The organism is Paraburkholderia mimosarum LMG 23256 = NBRC 106338 (genome assembly GCF_000739815.1).
Taxonomy (GTDB): Bacteria; Pseudomonadota; Gammaproteobacteria; order Burkholderiales; family Burkholderiaceae; genus Paraburkholderia; species Paraburkholderia mimosarum.
In genome coordinates, this window is record NZ_BBJJ01000033.1 from 12,915 (window position 1) to 29,878 (window position 16,964).

The following is a 16,964-nucleotide window of genomic DNA, read 5'->3' on the forward strand; positions in this document are numbered from 1 at the left end:
AAACGAGCAAACATCCTTACCGGAACTGCAATAATTGCCGACTACTGCGGCCAGTCTCTCCGGTCGCCCTCCAGCACCGTGAGGCAAAATAGCCCGCGTAAGGCCGCGCGCCGGCCGCGCTGTCCTATCGTTCATTTCAAATCCCATTTCGACGTTCAAGGAGAAACGCCATGAAGAATTCACTGGGCCGTCAGGCGCTGATTGCGGCTGCGCTGGCGGGGCTTGCGACGGCCGGCGCGGGCGTCGCCCAGGCAGACGACGCCGTGAATTGCTATGGCGTGGCCAAGGCCGGGCAGAACGACTGCGCGAGCAAGACCGGCGTGCACGACTGCGCGGGCCAGGCGAAGGTCGATCACGACAAGGGCGACTTCAAGACCATGCCGAAGGGCACCTGCGAGAAGCTGGGCGGCACGCCCGAATGATGAGCTTCGTGGTTGAGGTGCCAGGCGTAACGGATCGCGCGAGATGAGCGCGCCGGCCGCGCCGCGTGGCGTGGGCATTGGCCTGCGTCACGCGCATTACGAGGCCTTCATGGCTGGACCGCCTGATGTCGACTGGGTCGAGGTCCACAGCGAGAACTACTTCGGCGACGGCGGCTACGACCTGCACGTGCTCGAAACCGTGCGCCGTGATTTGCCGGTGAGCCTGCACGGCGTGGGGCTTGGCCTCGGCTCCGCCGCGCCGCTCGATGCGGCGCATCTCGCGAGTCTCGCGCGGCTCGTGGCGCGTATCGAGCCGGCCGTGGTTTCCGAGCATCTATGCTGGGGCGCGAGTGCGCACGGTGCGCTGCATGATCTGCTGCCGATGCCGCTCACGCACGCCTCGCTCGATCATTTGAGCGCGCGCGTCTCGCAGATGCAGGATGCACTGGGCCGCGCCGTGCTGATCGAAAATGTTTCGGCCTACGTACGGTTTCGCGGCGATGCGTACAGTGAGGCCGAATTCCTCGCGGCGCTCGCGCAGTGCACGGGCTGCGGGGTGTTGCTCGACGTGAACAATCTGTACGTGAACCAGTGCAACCACGGCGAGGACGCGCTAGCAGCGTTGGCCGCATTGCCGCCGCGGATCGTAGGCGAGATCCATCTCGCGGGGCATCGGGCTACGCCAGTCGCCGTAATCGACGATCATGGCTCGCGCGTCGCACCGGCAGTCTGGTCGCTGTATGAGGCTGCGCTTGCGCGATTCGGCGCGACCCCCACGCTCATCGAATGGGACACCGCGCTGCCCACGCTCGACTTGCTGCTGGACGAAGCCCGTCTTGCGCGCGAACGCCTGGTCACGCACACGCAGGCGCAAGTCGCGGCGGAGCTACGCTCGTGACCGCACGCGACACACTGGAGGCGATGCAACAAGCCTTCGCCGCCGCACTCGACGATCCCACCGTCGATGCGGCGCTAGCCGGCCAGATGCTCCCGGACGATGCCGCGCTGCTGCACGAGCGCCTTGGTCTCTACCGCGGCAACGTGCGCGCCGCGCGTCGCCTCGCGCTTGCGAACGCCTATCCGGTGCTCGCCGCGCTGACCGGCGAGACGTACTTCGAAGCCATGGTGCTCGCCTACTCGCGTGCGCATCTTTCGCGCGATGCGGATCTGAACCGCTTCGGCACGCAACTGCCCGAATTCATCGAGCGCTATGAAACCGACGTGCGCTACGCGTATTTCGGCGATGTCGCGCGGCTCGAATGGGCATTGCATCGCGCTGCCTACGCGGCCGATCATCCCGTCGACGTCGCGCCCCTCGACGCGCAGCAATGGCAGGCGCTCGGCGCCGAGCGCCTTGCGCAGGCGCGTCTGGCCGTGCATCCCGCGTGCGTGGCGCTCTCCTTGCGCTTCGACGCCGGCGCGATCTGGCGGGCGCATCAAGCGGGCGGCGCGTGGCCGGCCCGTGTGGAGGTGCCGTCGTGGGCGCTCGTGGTGCGTCCGCAATGGCGTCCCACGGTCCTCGCACAGACGTGCGCCGCGCACGCAGCCTTCGTCGCGCTGAACGATGGCGCAACACTCGACGCCGCGCTCACGCAAGCGTTCGACATCGACCCGGCCTTCGACTTCGCCGGCCAGTGGCGCACGTGGATCGAGGCGGGCGCAATCGTCGGCGTGCGCAGTGACTGAGTACTCGTGATAAAGCAGAGGAATCCAAACTAACCGGAAAGCCGGGCCAATCTGATAGCGATTTATTCAGGAGAATAGCCCGCAAAAATAGTCCCCTCGCTGCTGGTGACCGGACTTGCCCGCATAGCCACGCTCCCCGCGTCATGCGACGATGAATGCCCAGGCACAGCGTGCGCCCGCTTGCCGATTTGCGCTCGATGCATCGCGGCGCGCGCAGCGCCGGACATCGTGCGCGACCGTGCGCGGCAAGCGTCCGCCGAGGAACTCCGCTCCGGCGCCACCGCAAGGCCAGCTCCCGAAGGCCCGACATGACGACCCGCCGACCCAACACCGTGCTTGCGATCGGCATTGCGCTCGCCGCAGTGCTGACGCTCGTCGCCGCGTGGGTCATGGCGCAGATGCGGCATGACGCGCTCGCGAGCGCCCGCGCTTCCGCGTCCAACATGGCGCTGCTCTTCGAGCGCGACACGGCCCGCAATTTCGACGTCTACGCGCTTTCGTTGCAGGCGATCGTCGATGCCTTCGACGACCCGCGCATCGCGTCGCTGCCCGCCGACATCCGAGAGAACGTGCTGTTCGACCGCTCGGCCACGGCGAAGCATCTCGGCGCGATCTTCGTGACGAACGCGGCGGGCGACGTGGTGTTCGATTCGCGCTCCGTGCCGCCGCGTGCGCTCAATCTTGCCGACCGCGATTTTTTCATCGCACAGCGCGACTCGCCGAACGTGGGCCTCTTTCTGGGCCGGCCGTTTATCCCGCGCGACGGTCCACAGAACGCGACCATCGGCCTGAGCCGCCGCCTCTCGAACCCCGATGGCTCGTTCGCGGGCGTCGTGGTCGGCACGATGCGCCTCGATTATTTCCAGCAGCTCTTCAGCGGCGTCGACATCGGCACGAACGGCGCGGTGCTGCTCGCGCTCGCCGACGGCACGCTGCTCATGCGGCGTCCCTACGACCCGGCGCTGATCGGCAGGAACATCGCCGGATCCTCGCTCTTCCGAAACTTCGCGCACGCGCAGGCGGACGGCTTCTTCAATGTCGGCCCCGTGGATGGTGTGCGGCGCTGGTACGCGCTGCGGCGCGTGCGCGGCTATCCGCTCGTGTTCAGCGTGGCCGTCGCGGCGGAGGACATCTACCGCGAATGGCGCGTGCGCGCCTGGATCATCGGCACGCTCACGGCGTTGCTCGACGCCTCGCTGATCCTGCTGGCCGTCATGTTCATGCGTCAGCTGCGCCGGCGCCGCGCGATCGAGGCCGAGCTGCGGATGCAGGCGGGCACCGATGCGCTCACGTCGCTCGCGAACCGGCGCGCCTTCGAATCGCGCGCTGACCACGAATGGGCACGCGCGCGCCGCTCGGGCAGCCCGCTCTCGCTCGCGCTGATCGACGTCGACCGCTTCAAGCTCTACAACGACCACTACGGCCACCTGGCCGGCGACGACGCGCTCGCCGCCGTGGCTCAAGCGCTCGGCGCGCACGCCCGCCGGGCGGCGGACTGCGCGGCGCGCTACGGCGGCGAGGAGTTCGTGTTGCTGTTGCCGGACACGGGCGAAGCGCAGGCGCTCGCGCTGGGAGAAAAGGTGCGCGCGGCCATCGAGGCGCTGGCGCGGCCGCACGCCGGGAGCCCGAACGGCGTGGTGACCGTGAGCGTGGGCGTAGCCTGCACGACACAGCGGGCATTTGGCGGCTGGCGCGCGCTGACCGACGCCGCCGACGCGGCGCTCTACACCGCCAAGCGCTCAGGCGGTAACCGCGTGGCGGCATGGCTGCCCACCGCCAACGATGACGTCCCCGGCGCAAAGGTCGAACGTCGCTCGGGCTGACAGCCCTTTAATATTACCCGGATGATATTGCACGAATTAATTTACCCGGGTAATATTCGAGCCATCATTGGATAGAACACAGGAGCAGGCCATGGTGGCGGCGAACGGTTGCACGGCATTTGCGGGCATGCGCTTGATCGCGCGAGGTGCGCCGCTCGAGGTAGCGCTGGCGGTCAAGGCGGAGCTTGCGCGAGAAGCGAATGAAGGCGCCGGCGCGGTGCTGGTTTTCGACGATCGCGACGCGCGTCCGGTGGAATTCGACCTGCGCGGCACGGAAAGCGACATCGAGGCGCGCCTCGCGGCGCAGGCGAGCCGCGAGCGGAGCGCAGCGGCGTCGGACGACGCGCCCGAAGCGACGCCGGATGACGCTCCGCGCGGCCGCGGCCGCCCGAAGCTCGGCGTGGTGGCGCGCGAAGTGACGCTGCTGCCGCGCCACTGGGATTGGCTCGGCGCGCAGCAAGGCGGCGCCTCGGTGGTGCTGCGCCGCCTCGTGGACGCGGCGCGCCACGCAGGCGAGGCGCGTGAACGCGTGCGTGCGGCTCAGGAAGCCGCGTATCGCTTCATGACCGCGCTGGCCGGGAATCTGCCCAATTACGAGGAGGCGTTGCGCGCGCTTTACGCGAGCGAGCGCGGGCGCTTCGAAGCCGCGAACGCCGCGTGGCCTCAGGACGTGCGCGACTATGCGCGAGAACTGGCGGACGCTGCATTCGAGTGACGGGCAATGTCAGCAAGCCGATCATGCGGGCAAAAAAAAACCGCTCGAGCAGGGGGCACGAGCGGAGAAATCGGAGAGTTTAAAACTTACAACTTACAACCTCTGCATGAGATGTCATGAGTCACGCAGCAACACCAGTGTAGGGCTGGCTTCCCGCGCCCAACATAGGAGAAGTCTTAAACTCGGTTCGGCCTTTGCTCGAGACTCAGCACTGGCTGCGGCCGGACGGCGATTCCAACCCTGAAACGCACAGGTTTTCGGACGCCTTACCTGCGGCTTGCCACGCGGATTGCGGCTCCGTACACTCCCGCCTGATCTGCATCAAGGGCGGCCAATGCATCGTTGTGCGCGCGCCAACAACCAGAAAACAACCAGAACCAAACCGCAACATCACGCCGACAAGAGGAACCCATGTCCGACTCCTATTTCCCCCGCTGGCGCGCGCAGACGGGTGGCGCCCGTGGCGTCGTGGCCCCCGACGAGCGCCTGCCCTGGCCGCAGATGTTCGCCATGGGCGTGCAGCACGTCGTCGCCATGTTCGGCTCGACGGTGCTCGCGCCGCTGCTGATGGGCTTCGACCCGAACCTGTGCATCTTCATGTCGGGTGTCGGCACGTTGCTGTTCTTCGTGGTGGTCGGCGGGCGCGTGCCCAGCTATCTCGGTTCGAGCTTCTCGTTCATCGGTCTCGTGATCGCCGTGACGGGCTATGACGGGCATGGCGTCAATCCCAACATCCCCATCGCGCTCGGCGGCATCATCGCGTGCGGCGTGGCCTACACGCTGATCGGCGTGCTCGTCTCGGCCATCGGCACCCGGTGGATCGAGACGCTCATGCCGCCGGTCGTGACCGGCGCGATCGTCTGCGTGATCGGCCTGAATCTCGCGCCCATCGCCGTGAGGGGCGTGAGCGGTTCGACCTTCGACTCGTGGATGGCCATCGTCACCGTGCTCTGCGTGGGCGCCGTGGCCGTGTTCACGCGCGGCATGCTCCAGCGCCTGCTGATTCTCGTCGGCCTGCTGATCGCTTACGTGATCTACGCGATCGTCACGAACGGCATGGGTATGGGCAAGCCCATCGACTTCTCGATTGTCGCGAACGCCGCCTGGTTCGGCATGCCGAAGTTCACCGCGCCCGTGTTCGATCCGCACGCCATGACGCTGCTCGTGCCCGTCGCCGTGATCCTCGTGGCGGAGAATCTCGGCCACATCAAGGCCGTCTCGGCGATGACGGGCTACAACCTCGATCGCTATGTGGGCCGCGCGTTCATCGGCGACGGCCTCGCCACGGTCGTCTCGGGCTTCGCGGGCGGCACCGGCGTCACCACCTACGCGGAAAACATCGGCGTGATGGCGGTGACGAAGATCTATTCGACGCTCGTGTTCGTGATCGCCGCGCTCATTGCCATCGTGCTCGGCTTCTCGCCGAAGTTCGGCGCCGTGATCCAGACCATTCCGGGCCCGGTGCTGGGCGGCGTCTCGATCGTCGTGTTCGGTCTCATCGCCGTGACGGGCGCACGCATCTGGGTCGTCAACAAAGTCGACTTCTCGGACAACCGCAATCTCATCGTCGCCGCCGTCACGCTCGTGCTCGGCGCGGGCGACTTCTCGCTCAAGCTCGGCGGATTCGGTCTGGGCGGCATCGGCACCGCCACGTTCGGCGCGATCATTCTCTATGCCCTGCTGCGCCGCAAGCCGGCGCAGGAAGCGGCGGTCTAGGCTTTCCGCTCGCGCGGCGCCGGTTCCGGCGCCGCGCTTTCTCTTCCGATTCCCGATCCGGGCGCGTGCGTGAGGCCAACGCTCATCCGCGATTGCGTCCGCGCGTCGTCAGCGCCGTTTCCGAGAGATCGACTTCGCGCATCAGCTTCGCCAACGTTTCGTCGTTGATCTGCATGCCGTTGCGCAGGGCGAGCAGCGTCGCGCGTTCGGCGCGCATCGCGGCGAGCCGCATCTCCAGCTCCAGCGCGTCGGAGCGTCGCGCGTTCGCGCTGCGGTCGCGGTCGGCGTCGAGCGAGGCGAGGCGCCGGCGGTAGATGTCCATCACGCGCGCGGTCGTGTCGGCGGCATGGGCGGCCTGCGCTTCCTCGAGTTCCTGGCTCACCTTCTCGTGCACCGCGTCCACGGCGCGGATCGCCGCCTGCGCCGCCTGGATGCGCGCGGCGCGCTCCTCGGCGGCGTGCGGCCCCTGTGCGGCGCGGCGCACGCCGCGCAGCAACAGCGGCAGGCCCACGATCGCCACCAGCAGCGAGGCGAGGATCACGCCCGTCGCGATGAAGATGGCGCTGTCGCGTCCCGGCAGCGGCGTGCCGTTGGCCAGCGCGATCGGCAGCGAGAGCACGCCCGCGAGCGTCACCGCGCCGCGCACGCCCGCCACGGTCGTGATCGCCACCGTGCGCAGGCCCGGCACCGCGTTCGCCACGCCGTGGCGCGCCGCATTGCGGCTCGCGATCCAGCGCAGCAGCCACACCCAGCCGAAGCGCATCGCATAGAGCGCGGCCAGCACCGCGGCGATATAGCCGAGCAGCCGCAGCATCTGCGCGTTGCTGGTGTGGTGGGCGTCGAGCAGCGCCTTGCCGAGAATGCCGGGGAATTGCAGGCCGAGCAGCGTGAACACCATGCCGTTGAAGACGAACTCGATCATCGACCAGGTGCTCGACGCGCGCACCCGCGTCGACACCGGCCCTTTGTGCGCGACGCTCGTGTAGTTCATCGTCATGCCGGCCGACACGGCGGCAAGCACGCCGGAGACTTCGAGGTGCTCCGCAAAGAGATACGCCGCGAACGGAATCAGCAAGGTGAGCACGACGCCGGGCGCGGGGTCGCCGTCGTCGGTCACGTTGAGAAAGCGCTCGGAGACGAAGCTGAAGATCCACCCGATCGCGGCCCCCAGGGCGAGACCGCCCGCCGCGATGAGCACGAAGCTGATCGCCGCCTCGCGCAGCGAGAAGTAGCCGGTGAGCGCCGCGGCCACGGCGAACTTGAGCGCGACGAGGCCGGAGGCGTCGTTCATCAGCGCTTCGCCTTCGAGGATGTGCATGAGTTGCGCGGGAATCCTGTCCTTGCCGGCGATGGCCGAGAGCGCCACGGCGTCGGTGGGCGAGAGCACGGCTGCGAGCGCGAAGGCCACGGGCAGCGAGATCTGCGGCACGAGCCAGTGCACGAAGTAGCCCACGGCGACCACGGTCAGCAGCACGAGGCCCAGCGCGAGCATGAGGATCGCGCGGCGCTGCATGAAGAACTCGCGCTTGGGCATGCGCCAGCCGTCCGCGAACAGCAGCGGCGGAATGAACAACGCCATGAAGATATCGGGATCGAACGTGACGTGCGGGTTCACCAGCGGAAAGGTGAGCAGCGCACCAATGCCGATCTGCACGAGCGGCAACGGCAGCTTGACGGGCATGATGCGCGTGACGATGCCCGACACGGCGACGGCAAGCAGCAGAATGAGAACGGTGAAAAGGATGTCCATCGGGAAGCCGAAAGCGGAGAAGCGGAAAGCGACGTGGCAGGGGCGAAGCGAGGAAGCACGGGAGAGCGATGCCGGGATGCGCTTCGCGCGTGTTGCGGCACTGCGTTCTGGCGCGTATTTGGGTGTCGCCGATCGCGGGACAGTTTAGCCCGATGAGCCCGCATGCCGCGCCGAAGCGCGCAAGGCTTCGCGCAGGAAGCGCTGCGGACCCGGCCCCCATTGGTCGACGGCGGCCGCCGGGCTGGCGACAATCGATCGCCTTGGGCGCGCAATCACCAAAGCAAACGCGCGGAGAAAGGCGCACGATATCGGTGCACCACGTGAGATCTCGCGCGGTGCACGGCGCGCCCTTTCGCGGCGCACGCGATCGGGGCCAGCGCACGATTCGATGCGTGCCAGATCGCGGTGCGAGCGAGCACGGACCTTGCTTGATCCCACCGTGACGCAACGGAACCAAGGCTATGGGCGACCGCGCGGGCCCTGCGAGGGCCGTGCGGAACGCAGCGTCTTCCTAAGCGCTAGAGGATGGCATGATCACAGAGCAGCAGGACAAAACGGCCGTGGCCCCCCACGGTTTCGATCTCAGCGTCACTTCGGGGCTGCAGCGCTACAGCGCCCATCACGGCGACCTCACGCTCACGAGCGTGTTCCAGCCGGTGTTCAGCCTCTCGCACATGCGTGCGGTGGGCTATGAAGGGTTGCTGCGCGCGCACGATGCGCTCGATCGCCCGGTGTCGCCGCTCGACGTGTTCGGCGATGCCGCACGCGTCGGCGATGCGCTGCTGGTGGACCGGCTCGCCCAGGGGCTGCACCTGGAAAACTTCGCGCTGCTCGGCGCGGAGCGCGAATGGCTCTTTCTGAACGTGCATCCCGGCACGCTGATCGAGTCGTATCACACCGCGGCGCTGCTGGCGAACCTGCGGCGCCTGAACATCGCGCCGCGGCGCGTCGTGCTCGAGGTGCTCGAAGACGAAGGCACCGATCTGGAGGCGCTCGCGCAGGCCGTGGCGTCGTTTCGCGAGCGCGGCTTTCTCGTGGCGCTGGATGACTTCGGCGCGGGCAACGTCGACATCGGCCGCGTGTGGCAGCTCAATCCCGACATCGTGAAGCTCGACCGCATCATGCTCATGCACGCCCAGCACCGCGCCGACATGGCCGCGACGCTGCCCGCGCTGGTTGCGCTCCTGCACGACGCGGGCAAGCTCGTGCTGATCGAAGGCGTGGAAACGGAGCACGAGGCGCAGCTTGCGCTCGCCTGCAACGCGGACTTCGTGCAGGGCTTCTTCTTCGCGCGGCCCGCTCCCGGGCTCACCGACGCCGCGCACGTGCAAGGCGTGATCGCCGAGGCGACGGAGCGTTTTCGTCAGCAGACCGAAACACGCGAGCGAGGCGAGACGAGCCGGCTCGCACCGTACCAGCGCGCGTTCGAGCGCGCCGCCGAACGGCTCTCGGACGGCGAGCCGATGGAGGAAGTGTGCTGGAACTTCCTCGCGCTCGATCACGCGGTGCGCTGCTATCTGCTCGATGCGGACGGCAGGCAGGCGGGCCGTAACGTGGTGCTGCGCGTCGACCGAGCGGAGCGCGACGCGCGCTTTTTGCCGCTGGAAGACGCGCAAGGCGCGAGCTGGCTGCGCAGGCCGTACTTCCGCGCGGCGCTCGTCACGCCGGGGCGCGTGCACGTGACCGGGCCGTATCTGTCGATCAACGAGGCGTTGCCGTGCGTGACGCTTTCGATCGCGGTGCAGGTGGGTGGGCGCCTTTGCGTGCTGTGCGGCGATATCGACTGGTTCGAGTAGCCGCGCGTCTGCGAAGCCTTGCTCGATGCGTGAACCATGAAAAAAGCGCGCGCCGTCCAGACGAACGGCGCACGCTTCGCGCTTCCCATCACATCGGTTAAATCGGCGTCACTTCGCGACCACCACCGGAATGCCGCGCAGCGCGCCCGCGCCCTTGAACGAGGCGAGTGCCTCTTCCACAGCAGCGCTCGTCTTCACGTCGATGCCAAGGCGCGCCGCCAGTTCGCGTTCGCTGCGCTTGACCGCCGCGACGTTCGCGAGCTTCACGTGGCCGTAGCCGCGCACGCGCTGATGCAGACTGGCGAGCTTCGCGACGTCGTCAGCGTTTTCGGCGGTGAGGCGCGCGAACGCGCCGCGCAGCGTCGCCTCGTAGTCGCCGGCGAGCGCGCGCTCCATGCGGCGCTCCAGCGTCTTGCCGAACGGATCGAGCCACGTGCCGCGCACGCTGCGGCCCTTCTTCAGCAACCCGAAGGCGCTCCAGAGCCACTGGCCGAACTGCATCTTGCGCGGATGCTGGCCGTTCTTCCCGCGTGCGATGAGCGGCGGCGCGAGGTTGAACTTCACGGTGAAGTCGCTGCCCGCCGTGCCTTCGAACTGCGCTTCGAGCGCGGCGCGGAATGCCGGGTCGGTGTGAAGTCGTGCGACTTCGTATTCGTCCTTCACGGCAAGCAGACGATAGAACGTCGTGGCAACGGCGCGCGCGAGCGTTTGTTCCGCACTCCTGTCCGCACTGCGAGCCGCATCAACCAGGGCGCGATACCGCTTCACGTAGCTCGCGCCGCCATACGCGAGCAGACGCGCTTCGCGATCGGCAATCAGTTCGTCGAGCGTTTGCGTGAGCTTGCGCGCCGTGGCCTTGGCCGCTGCTGCCTGGCGGGTGTCGAGCGCTTCGAGCGCAGCGGGATCGGCGGCGGCCATGCGGCCGATCGAGAACGCGAACAGATTCGCCTGCACGGCCACGTTGTTCAGTTCGATCGCGCGCGTGAGCGCCGCGAGCGAAACCGGCACGAGGCCGAGCTGCCACGCGAAGCCGAGCATCACGATGTTCGCGCCGATGGTGTCGCCGAGATAGCGCTGCGCGAGTGCCTGAGCATCGCATGCGGCGAGCGGATCTTGCGCCGGCGTTGCCCCGTTGGTCGCCGCATGACGCATCTTCGCGAGCAGCGCATCGGCGTGCAGGTTCGCATCGGGGTTCTGCACGAACGACGCATTCGGAATCTCGTGCGTATTCACGACGATGCGCGTGCGGTCATGGCGCACGGTCTGCAGCGCGTCGGCGCTCGCGCCCACCACCATGTCGCAGGCGAGCAGCAGGTCGGCCTGCTGCGTGTCGATGCGCACCTGGTTGAGCAGCGCGTCCGTCGCGGCGAAGCGCACGAACGACAGCACCGAGCCGCCCTTTTGCGCGAAGCCCATGAAGTCGAGCACCGAAGCGCTCTTGCCTTCCAGGTGCGCGGCCATGCTGATGAGCGCGCCCACGGTCACCACGCCCGTGCCGCCCACGCCGGTGACGAGGATGTCATAAGGCGCGTTGTCGAGATGCGTGGCCGGAACGGGCAACGCCTTCACGCGGGCAGCGAGCGCCTCTGGATCGAATGCGGCGCCCGCGGCCTTCTTGAGCTTGCCGCCTTCGATGGTCACGAAGCTCGGGCAAAAGCCGTTCACGCACGAATAGTCCTTGTTGCACGAAGATTGATCGATGCGGCGCTTGCGGCCCAGCTCCGTTTCCACGGGCTCGACCGATAGGCAATTCGACTGCACGCCGCAATCGCCGCAGCCTTCGCACACTTCCTCGTTGATGAAGAGGCGTTTGTCGGGATCGGGGAACTCGCCCTTCTTGCGGCGGCGGCGCTTTTCGGCGGCGCAGGTCTGGTCGTAGATCAGCACGGTCACGCCCGGCGTTTCGCGCAGCTCGCGCTGCACGGTGTCGAGCTCGCTGCGGTGATGGAACGTCGTGCCCTTCGGAAAGAGGCCGTGATGGCCGTCGTACTTCTCGGGCTCGTCGCTCACCACGACGAAGCGCGAGACGCCCTCGGCCTCCACCTGGCGCGCGATCTGCGGCACCGAGATGCTGCCGTCCACGGGCTGGCCGCCTGTCATCGCCACGGCGTCGTTGTAGAGGATCTTGTACGTGATGTTGGTCTTCGCCGCCACGGCCTGGCGAATCGCAAGGATGCCTGAATGAAAGTACGTACCGTCGCCGAGGTTCTGGAACACGTGCGGCATCTTCGTGAACATCGAGTGCGCGGCCCAGTCCACGCCTTCGCCGCCCATCTGGATGAGACCGGTGGTGTCGCGCTCCATCCACGAGGCCATGAAGTGGCAGCCAATGCCGGCCTGCGCGATCGAGCCCTCGGGCACCTTCGTCGACGTGTTGTGCGGGCAGCCCGAGCAGAAGTAGGGCGTGCGGCGCACGGCGTCGGCGGCGTTCGAGAGGATTTGCGGCGCGACGAGATCGACCACGCGCTCGCGGCGGTCGAGCGCGGGCCGGTGCTTCGCGAGCCACGCGGCGAACACCGGCAGGATGCGCGAGGGGCGCAGCTCGCCAAGCTCGGAGAGCAGCAGCGTGCCGTCTTCGGCGTGCTTGCCGGTCACGGTCGGGCGCGCGCCTTCCTTACGGTTGTAGAGATCGTCCTTGATCTGCTGCTCGATCACCGGGCCCTTTTCCTCGATCACGAGCACGTCGGTGAGGCCCGAGACGAAGGCGTCGATGCGCGACATCTCCAGCGGGAACGACAGGCCCACCTTGTAGATGCGCACGCCTGCGCGGTCGAGGTCTTCCACCGAGAGATCGAGACGGCGCAGCGCCTCCATCAGGTCGAGGTGCGCCTTGCCGCAAGTCACGATGCCCACGTTCGCGTGCGGGCTCGGCGCGATCCACTTGTCGATGCTGTTCATGCGCGCGAAGTGGCGCACGGCATCGAGCTTGGCGGCGAGACGCTGCTCGATCGCGAGACTCGGCAGATCGGGCCAGCGGTTGTGCAGGCCGCCAGGCGGCGGCGTAAATCCTTCGGGCGCTTGCCAGTCCGTTTTCAACGCATCGAGATCGACGGTCGAGCCCGACTCCACCGTTTCCGAAATTGCCTTGAAGCCCACCCACGCGCCCGAGTAGCGCGAGAGCGCCCAGCCATACAGGCCGAATTCGAGCATGTCGGCCACGTTCGACGGATTCACGATGGGCATGTGCCACGCCATCATCGCGAAGTCGCTCTGATGCGGCATCGACGACGACACACAGCCGTGATCGTCGCCGGCCACCACGAGCACGCCGCCGTGAGGCGACGAGCCGTAGGCGTTGCCGTGCTTGAGCGCGTCGCCGGCGCGGTCCACGCCCGGGCCTTTGCCGTACCACATGGCGAAGACGCCTTCGACGGTGCGCTCGGCGTCCGCTTCCACGCGCTGCGTGCCGAGCACGGCCGTGCCGCCCAGTTCCTCGTTGATGGCGGGCAAAAAGCGCACGTCGGCGGCTTCGAGCAGCTTCTTCGCCTTCCACGCCTGCTGGTCGACCATGCCGAGCGGCGAGCCGCGATAGCCGCTGATGAAGCCCGCGGTGTTCAGGCCGTGCGCGCGGTCGAGTGCGCGCTGCATCAGCGCGAGGCGGATCAGCGCCTGGGTGCCGGTCAGGAAGATGCGGCCGCGCGTGGCGGTGAGGTTGTCGGTGAGCTTGTAGTCGGCGAGGGGCGGCGTATCAAGCGGCGAGGGCGTGTCGCCGAACGCGGGGCGCGCGGTCATGTGGGGAGTCTCCGTGTTTATCGAACGCACTCAGTGCAGAGCACCTGGTGCGATCCCATGCAGGGCTGTCGAATGCAGTAGCGCCTACTGCGATCCCATGCCGGGCTTGCTGTCGTACGCCCTCCGTGGAGAGCGGCAAAAGAGACTCTATTTTTTCTCGCCGATGCCGGAAATTTTTTGCTAACTCTCCGGTGCCGCCGGTCAATTGCGCGAGAGCCTGCCCACGTCAGCGGGATTTGGAGAGAGATCTTCCCTGTGCCGTCGCGCGCCCCTGCGCATCGGCTTTCGTGCGCCCGTCAGATCGTACGAGGCGCATAAGGCTTCGCGCCATCGAACGGGACGACATCGTGAAAGTGGGCGTAGTCCATCGTGCTCACCTCCCCCACGTCGCTCATGAGGTCCACGTAGCGGTAGTGCCAGCGGATCTGCTCGTCCGACCAGCTGTAGCGCGCCTGCATGGTCTGCGCGGTCGACTCGTCGGAGCCCTCGATCACGACGTGCAGCGTGGCTTGCTGGTCGGCGAGCATCTCGGGCGTCATGCCATGGAGCGGGCTCGCCTCGTCGATCACGTGCATGAGATTCCAGCCCAGCGTGAAGAGCGGATGCTGTTCGCGCACGAGCTTGAGGTCGTGGATGCGCCGCAGGCGATAGCCGTCCGACGAGGTCTCGACGCGGATGAGCCGCAGCTTCGCCTGCGCTTCGGTAATGACGTTCTGGCGGGCATTGGCCGCGCGCGCCATGAGCGTCATGCGGCCTTCGATGGGATGCACCACGACCTGGCGGGCGAACATGATCTTCGCGCGGGGGCGCGAGAAGCGTGCGAAGACGAGCCCGGTGGCCAACGCGATGCCCGACATGCCGACGAAGATTTCGAGCGTCGCGACGATGTGCGCGTAGAGCGTTTGCGGATGCATGTCGCCGTAGCCGACCGTCGCGAGGGTCTCCACGCTGAAGAAGAAAGCGCCGAGAAAGCCGTCGGGGTACTGGTTGGCGATGGGCCTGGCGCCAAGCTGGTAAAGGCAGGCGAACACGCCGTTGAGGAGCAGGAAGAGTCCCGCGAGCAAGGCGAAGAACGCGGGCCAGCGCATGGTGAGCGCCGAATGATAGAAGTCGCCCCAGGTTTGGGGCATGCCGTAGACGAGCACGTCGCGCCCGCCGATATGCAGCTTGCGCGGCGTGCCGCGCCGCGCGCCTCGCTTTGCTCCGCTCGGGGTTTCGGCCTTGCAGGCGTCCATGTCCACGCCCGGCGAATCATTGGGCGCGGACTCGGCCTGCTGGGCGGCTTCCTGGTTTGCGACGCGCTCCGGCGTTTCGGGCGTCATGATGGTCCCTGCGGGTCTGAATCGAGAAGGGAAAGCGTAGCAACGCCGGAGGGACGGGACAAGCCGGAGGTTGAAAAGGACACCGAAACCGTGCGCGGCAGTCCGGTAACACGGGAGCCAAAGTGCAGGCCAAAGCGGGAAGGCCGCCAGCGGACGCTAGCGGCAGGACGCGCCGCCGCGCCGCTGGCGCTGCGGCGAACGCGAGCGCAAGTGCAAGAGATTCGCGGCTGCACTGCACGGCGGGCTTACGGAAACCCGTGCGGCTTCGGTATGCCCGCGCCGTGCTCGATATCGGCGATCGCCTGGCGGCGTGCGGCATCGACGGCTTGTGTGGGCGCTTCGTAGCCCGCGTTGCCGCCTACCGTGACCCACGGCTGTACGGCCTTGTCGCGATGCGTGATCTGATACTCGGCGTCCCAGCGAGCGCCCTGGAGTTCGAGGGGATGCACGTGGATGGCGTAGACGCCGTAAAGGAAGAGCTGTTCGGCCATGCTTCACCTCCTGTCGACCGCAAGGGCTTGGTTCCGTGCAGAGCACCCGGTCCCATGCAGCGCTGTCAACATGCCCTGAAAGGGCGTTGGCGACCTACAGTTCGAGCTCGCCAAGAATACGATGCGCCAACGCCTTGGCTTCTTCGAGAGCCTCTTCCGGCGTGCCCGACGCGGCCTCGACTTCATACACCGCGTTTTCGAGTTCCTCGCCGTCGTCGCGCGCCAGGGAGACCAGGCCCTGGTACTGGCCGGCATTCATGGGCCGCACAGAGGCGACGGCCGTGTAGATCCCCTTGGTGTAGGTGACGTCTTCCATAACGTGCTCCTCGCGAAGGAAAACCCTCGACGTGGGCCGTGCGTGACGGCCGCGCAGCTCGGGCCGCGCGCTGCGCGCATCACCCGCAACAGGAGGGAAATTCCATGCTAGCACGTTGCCCGCGCGGCTGCGGGGCACGCATATGACGGCGGCGCGGCGCTTTCGTGTCAGCGCCGCGTCGCCCGAAGAGGCGATGTGCCGCGGGCCGCCGCCTTCCTTAATCGGCGAGCAGCGCGACGACTTCGTCGAGCGTCGGCGAATGCGCGCCGGGCCGGCGGCACGCGGCCGCGCCCGCGGCGAGCGCAAAAGCGAGATGCTGACGCCAGTCGCGTTGCGGTGCGCTCATCAGGCTGAACAGCAGCCCGCCGATGGAAGCATCGCCCGCGCCCACGGTGTCGGCCACCTCGACGCGCGGCGGCGCCGCCTCGATCATCTCGTCGCCGACGTAGAGCGCGGCCGCCTGTGCACCGCGCGTGACGAGCAGCGTGGCGGCCGGATTGAGCGCGCGCACGGCTTCGATGGCGTCGGCCTCGCTCGTGCCGGGAAACAGCATGCGCAGGTCTTCGTCGGAGACCTTGATGAGGTCGGCGAGCGCGGCCATGCGGCGCAGGATCGGCTCGTAGCCGTGCGCCATCAGGTTGCGGTAGTTCGGATCGAAGCTGATCTTCACGCCGGCCGCGCGCAGTTCGGCGGCGAGCGTGGCGAGCGTTTCGCCGAGCGGCTGGCGCACGAGGCTGATGCAGCCGAAGTGCGCCCACTTCGCGTGCGCGCGCCAGCCTTCGGGCAGCTTCGCGGGATCGAAGGCGAGATCGGCGCTGTTCTCGCCGATGAAGTAGTACGCGGGAGGATGCGTCTGATGCACGATCGCGAGCAGCGGCGGGCGCTCCACGCGTTGCATGAAGCGCATGTCGAGGCCGGCGGCCACGCTCGCGTTCCACAGTTCGTCCGAGAAGTTGTCGACGCCGAGCGACCCCACGCACGCCGTGGGCAGCCCGAGACGCGCGACCGCGCGCGCGACGTTCCATCCCGCGCCGCCGGGGTGGGCGCGCCAGTGCGAATCGGCGCCAGGCTGGGTGCCGTGCGGCGCGCCTTCGGGCGCGGGCACGCGCACGAGATCGGTGAGGATGTCGCCGGCCGAGATGAAGGCCGGGAAGCCGGACGAGAAGTCCGGGCCAGTGCTGCAGGTGCTCATCGT

The 16,964-nt window shown here is 67.6% G+C and carries 13 protein-coding genes; 7 read left to right on the forward strand and 6 right to left on the reverse strand.

The genetic code is table 11. From position 1 onward, the window contains the following. The first annotated feature begins 170 nt into the window (after positions 1 to 170). The 6 genes from BMI01S_RS22665 to BMI01S_RS22690 all read left to right on the forward strand — a co-directional run bounded on the left by BMI01S_RS22665 (position 171) and on the right by BMI01S_RS22690 (position 6,362). Positions 171 to 422 carry a BufA1 family periplasmic bufferin-type metallophore gene (locus BMI01S_RS22665; protein WP_028214620.1) on the forward strand — a complete coding sequence of 84 codons (252 nt, stop codon included), beginning with the start codon at positions 171 to 173 and terminating at the stop codon, positions 420 to 422. A 43-nt stretch (positions 423 to 465) separates the two neighbouring features. Further along, positions 466 to 1,320, forward strand: coding sequence for an MNIO family bufferin maturase (gene bufB / locus BMI01S_RS22670; protein WP_042290662.1), 855 nt, complete (start codon positions 466 to 468; stop codon positions 1,318 to 1,320). Then, complete coding sequence (locus tag BMI01S_RS22675) at positions 1,317 to 2,108, forward strand: HvfC/BufC N-terminal domain-containing protein (protein WP_051381293.1); 792 nt, start codon at positions 1,317 to 1,319, stop codon at positions 2,106 to 2,108. Before bufB ends, BMI01S_RS22675 begins: the two co-directional genes overlap by 4 nt. Positions 2,109 to 2,416: 308 nt before the next feature. Continuing rightward, a complete protein-coding gene (locus tag BMI01S_RS22680; protein WP_036044208.1) occupies positions 2,417 to 3,931 on the forward strand; it encodes a sensor domain-containing diguanylate cyclase in 1,515 nt (504 codons plus the stop codon). A 91-nt stretch (positions 3,932 to 4,022) separates the two neighbouring features. Continuing rightward, complete coding sequence (locus tag BMI01S_RS22685; protein ID WP_028229958.1) at positions 4,023 to 4,646, forward strand: DUF2239 family protein; 624 nt, start codon at positions 4,023 to 4,025, stop codon at positions 4,644 to 4,646. Positions 4,647 to 5,057: 411 nt separating this feature from the next. Continuing rightward, positions 5,058 to 6,362, forward strand: coding sequence for a solute carrier family 23 protein (locus tag BMI01S_RS22690; RefSeq protein ID WP_028229959.1), 1,305 nt, complete (start codon positions 5,058 to 5,060; stop codon positions 6,360 to 6,362). An 82-nt stretch (positions 6,363 to 6,444) separates the two neighbouring features. Here the strand turns inward: BMI01S_RS22690 and BMI01S_RS22695 are convergent, their stop codons facing one another. Beyond that, the gene (locus BMI01S_RS22695; protein WP_028214624.1) at positions 6,445 to 8,112 is read right to left on the reverse strand and encodes a Na+/H+ antiporter; all 1,668 of its coding nucleotides are present in this window, start codon (positions 8,110 to 8,112) and stop codon (positions 6,445 to 6,447) included. A gap of 530 nt (positions 8,113 to 8,642) precedes the next feature. Between BMI01S_RS22695 and BMI01S_RS22700 the strand changes: the two genes are divergently transcribed. Further along, complete coding sequence (locus BMI01S_RS22700) at positions 8,643 to 9,908, forward strand: EAL domain-containing protein (RefSeq protein ID WP_028214625.1); 1,266 nt, start codon at positions 8,643 to 8,645, stop codon at positions 9,906 to 9,908. Positions 9,909 to 10,016: 108 nt separating this feature from the next. On the opposite strand, the gene BMI01S_RS22705 is transcribed toward BMI01S_RS22700, so the two are convergent. The 5 genes from BMI01S_RS22705 to BMI01S_RS22725 form a co-directional block, all read right to left on the reverse strand. Further along, a complete protein-coding gene (locus BMI01S_RS22705; RefSeq protein WP_028229960.1) occupies positions 10,017 to 13,640 on the reverse strand; it encodes an indolepyruvate ferredoxin oxidoreductase family protein in 3,624 nt (1,207 codons plus the stop codon). Between the two features lie 296 nt (positions 13,641 to 13,936). Next, positions 13,937 to 14,875 carry an ion channel gene (locus tag BMI01S_RS22710; protein ID WP_042290690.1) on the reverse strand — a complete coding sequence of 313 codons (939 nt, stop codon included), beginning with the start codon at positions 14,873 to 14,875 and terminating at the stop codon, positions 13,937 to 13,939. A gap of 332 nt (positions 14,876 to 15,207) precedes the next feature. After that, complete coding sequence (locus tag BMI01S_RS22715; protein ID WP_028229961.1) at positions 15,208 to 15,453, reverse strand: hypothetical protein; 246 nt, start codon at positions 15,451 to 15,453, stop codon at positions 15,208 to 15,210. 94 nt (positions 15,454 to 15,547) lie between these two features. Then, complete coding sequence (locus BMI01S_RS22720; protein WP_028214627.1) at positions 15,548 to 15,769, reverse strand: hypothetical protein; 222 nt, start codon at positions 15,767 to 15,769, stop codon at positions 15,548 to 15,550. 217 nt (positions 15,770 to 15,986) lie between these two features. Further along, complete coding sequence (locus BMI01S_RS22725; RefSeq protein ID WP_028214628.1) at positions 15,987 to 16,961, reverse strand: carbohydrate kinase family protein; 975 nt, start codon at positions 16,959 to 16,961, stop codon at positions 15,987 to 15,989. Positions 16,962 to 16,964: the final 3 nt, after the last annotated feature.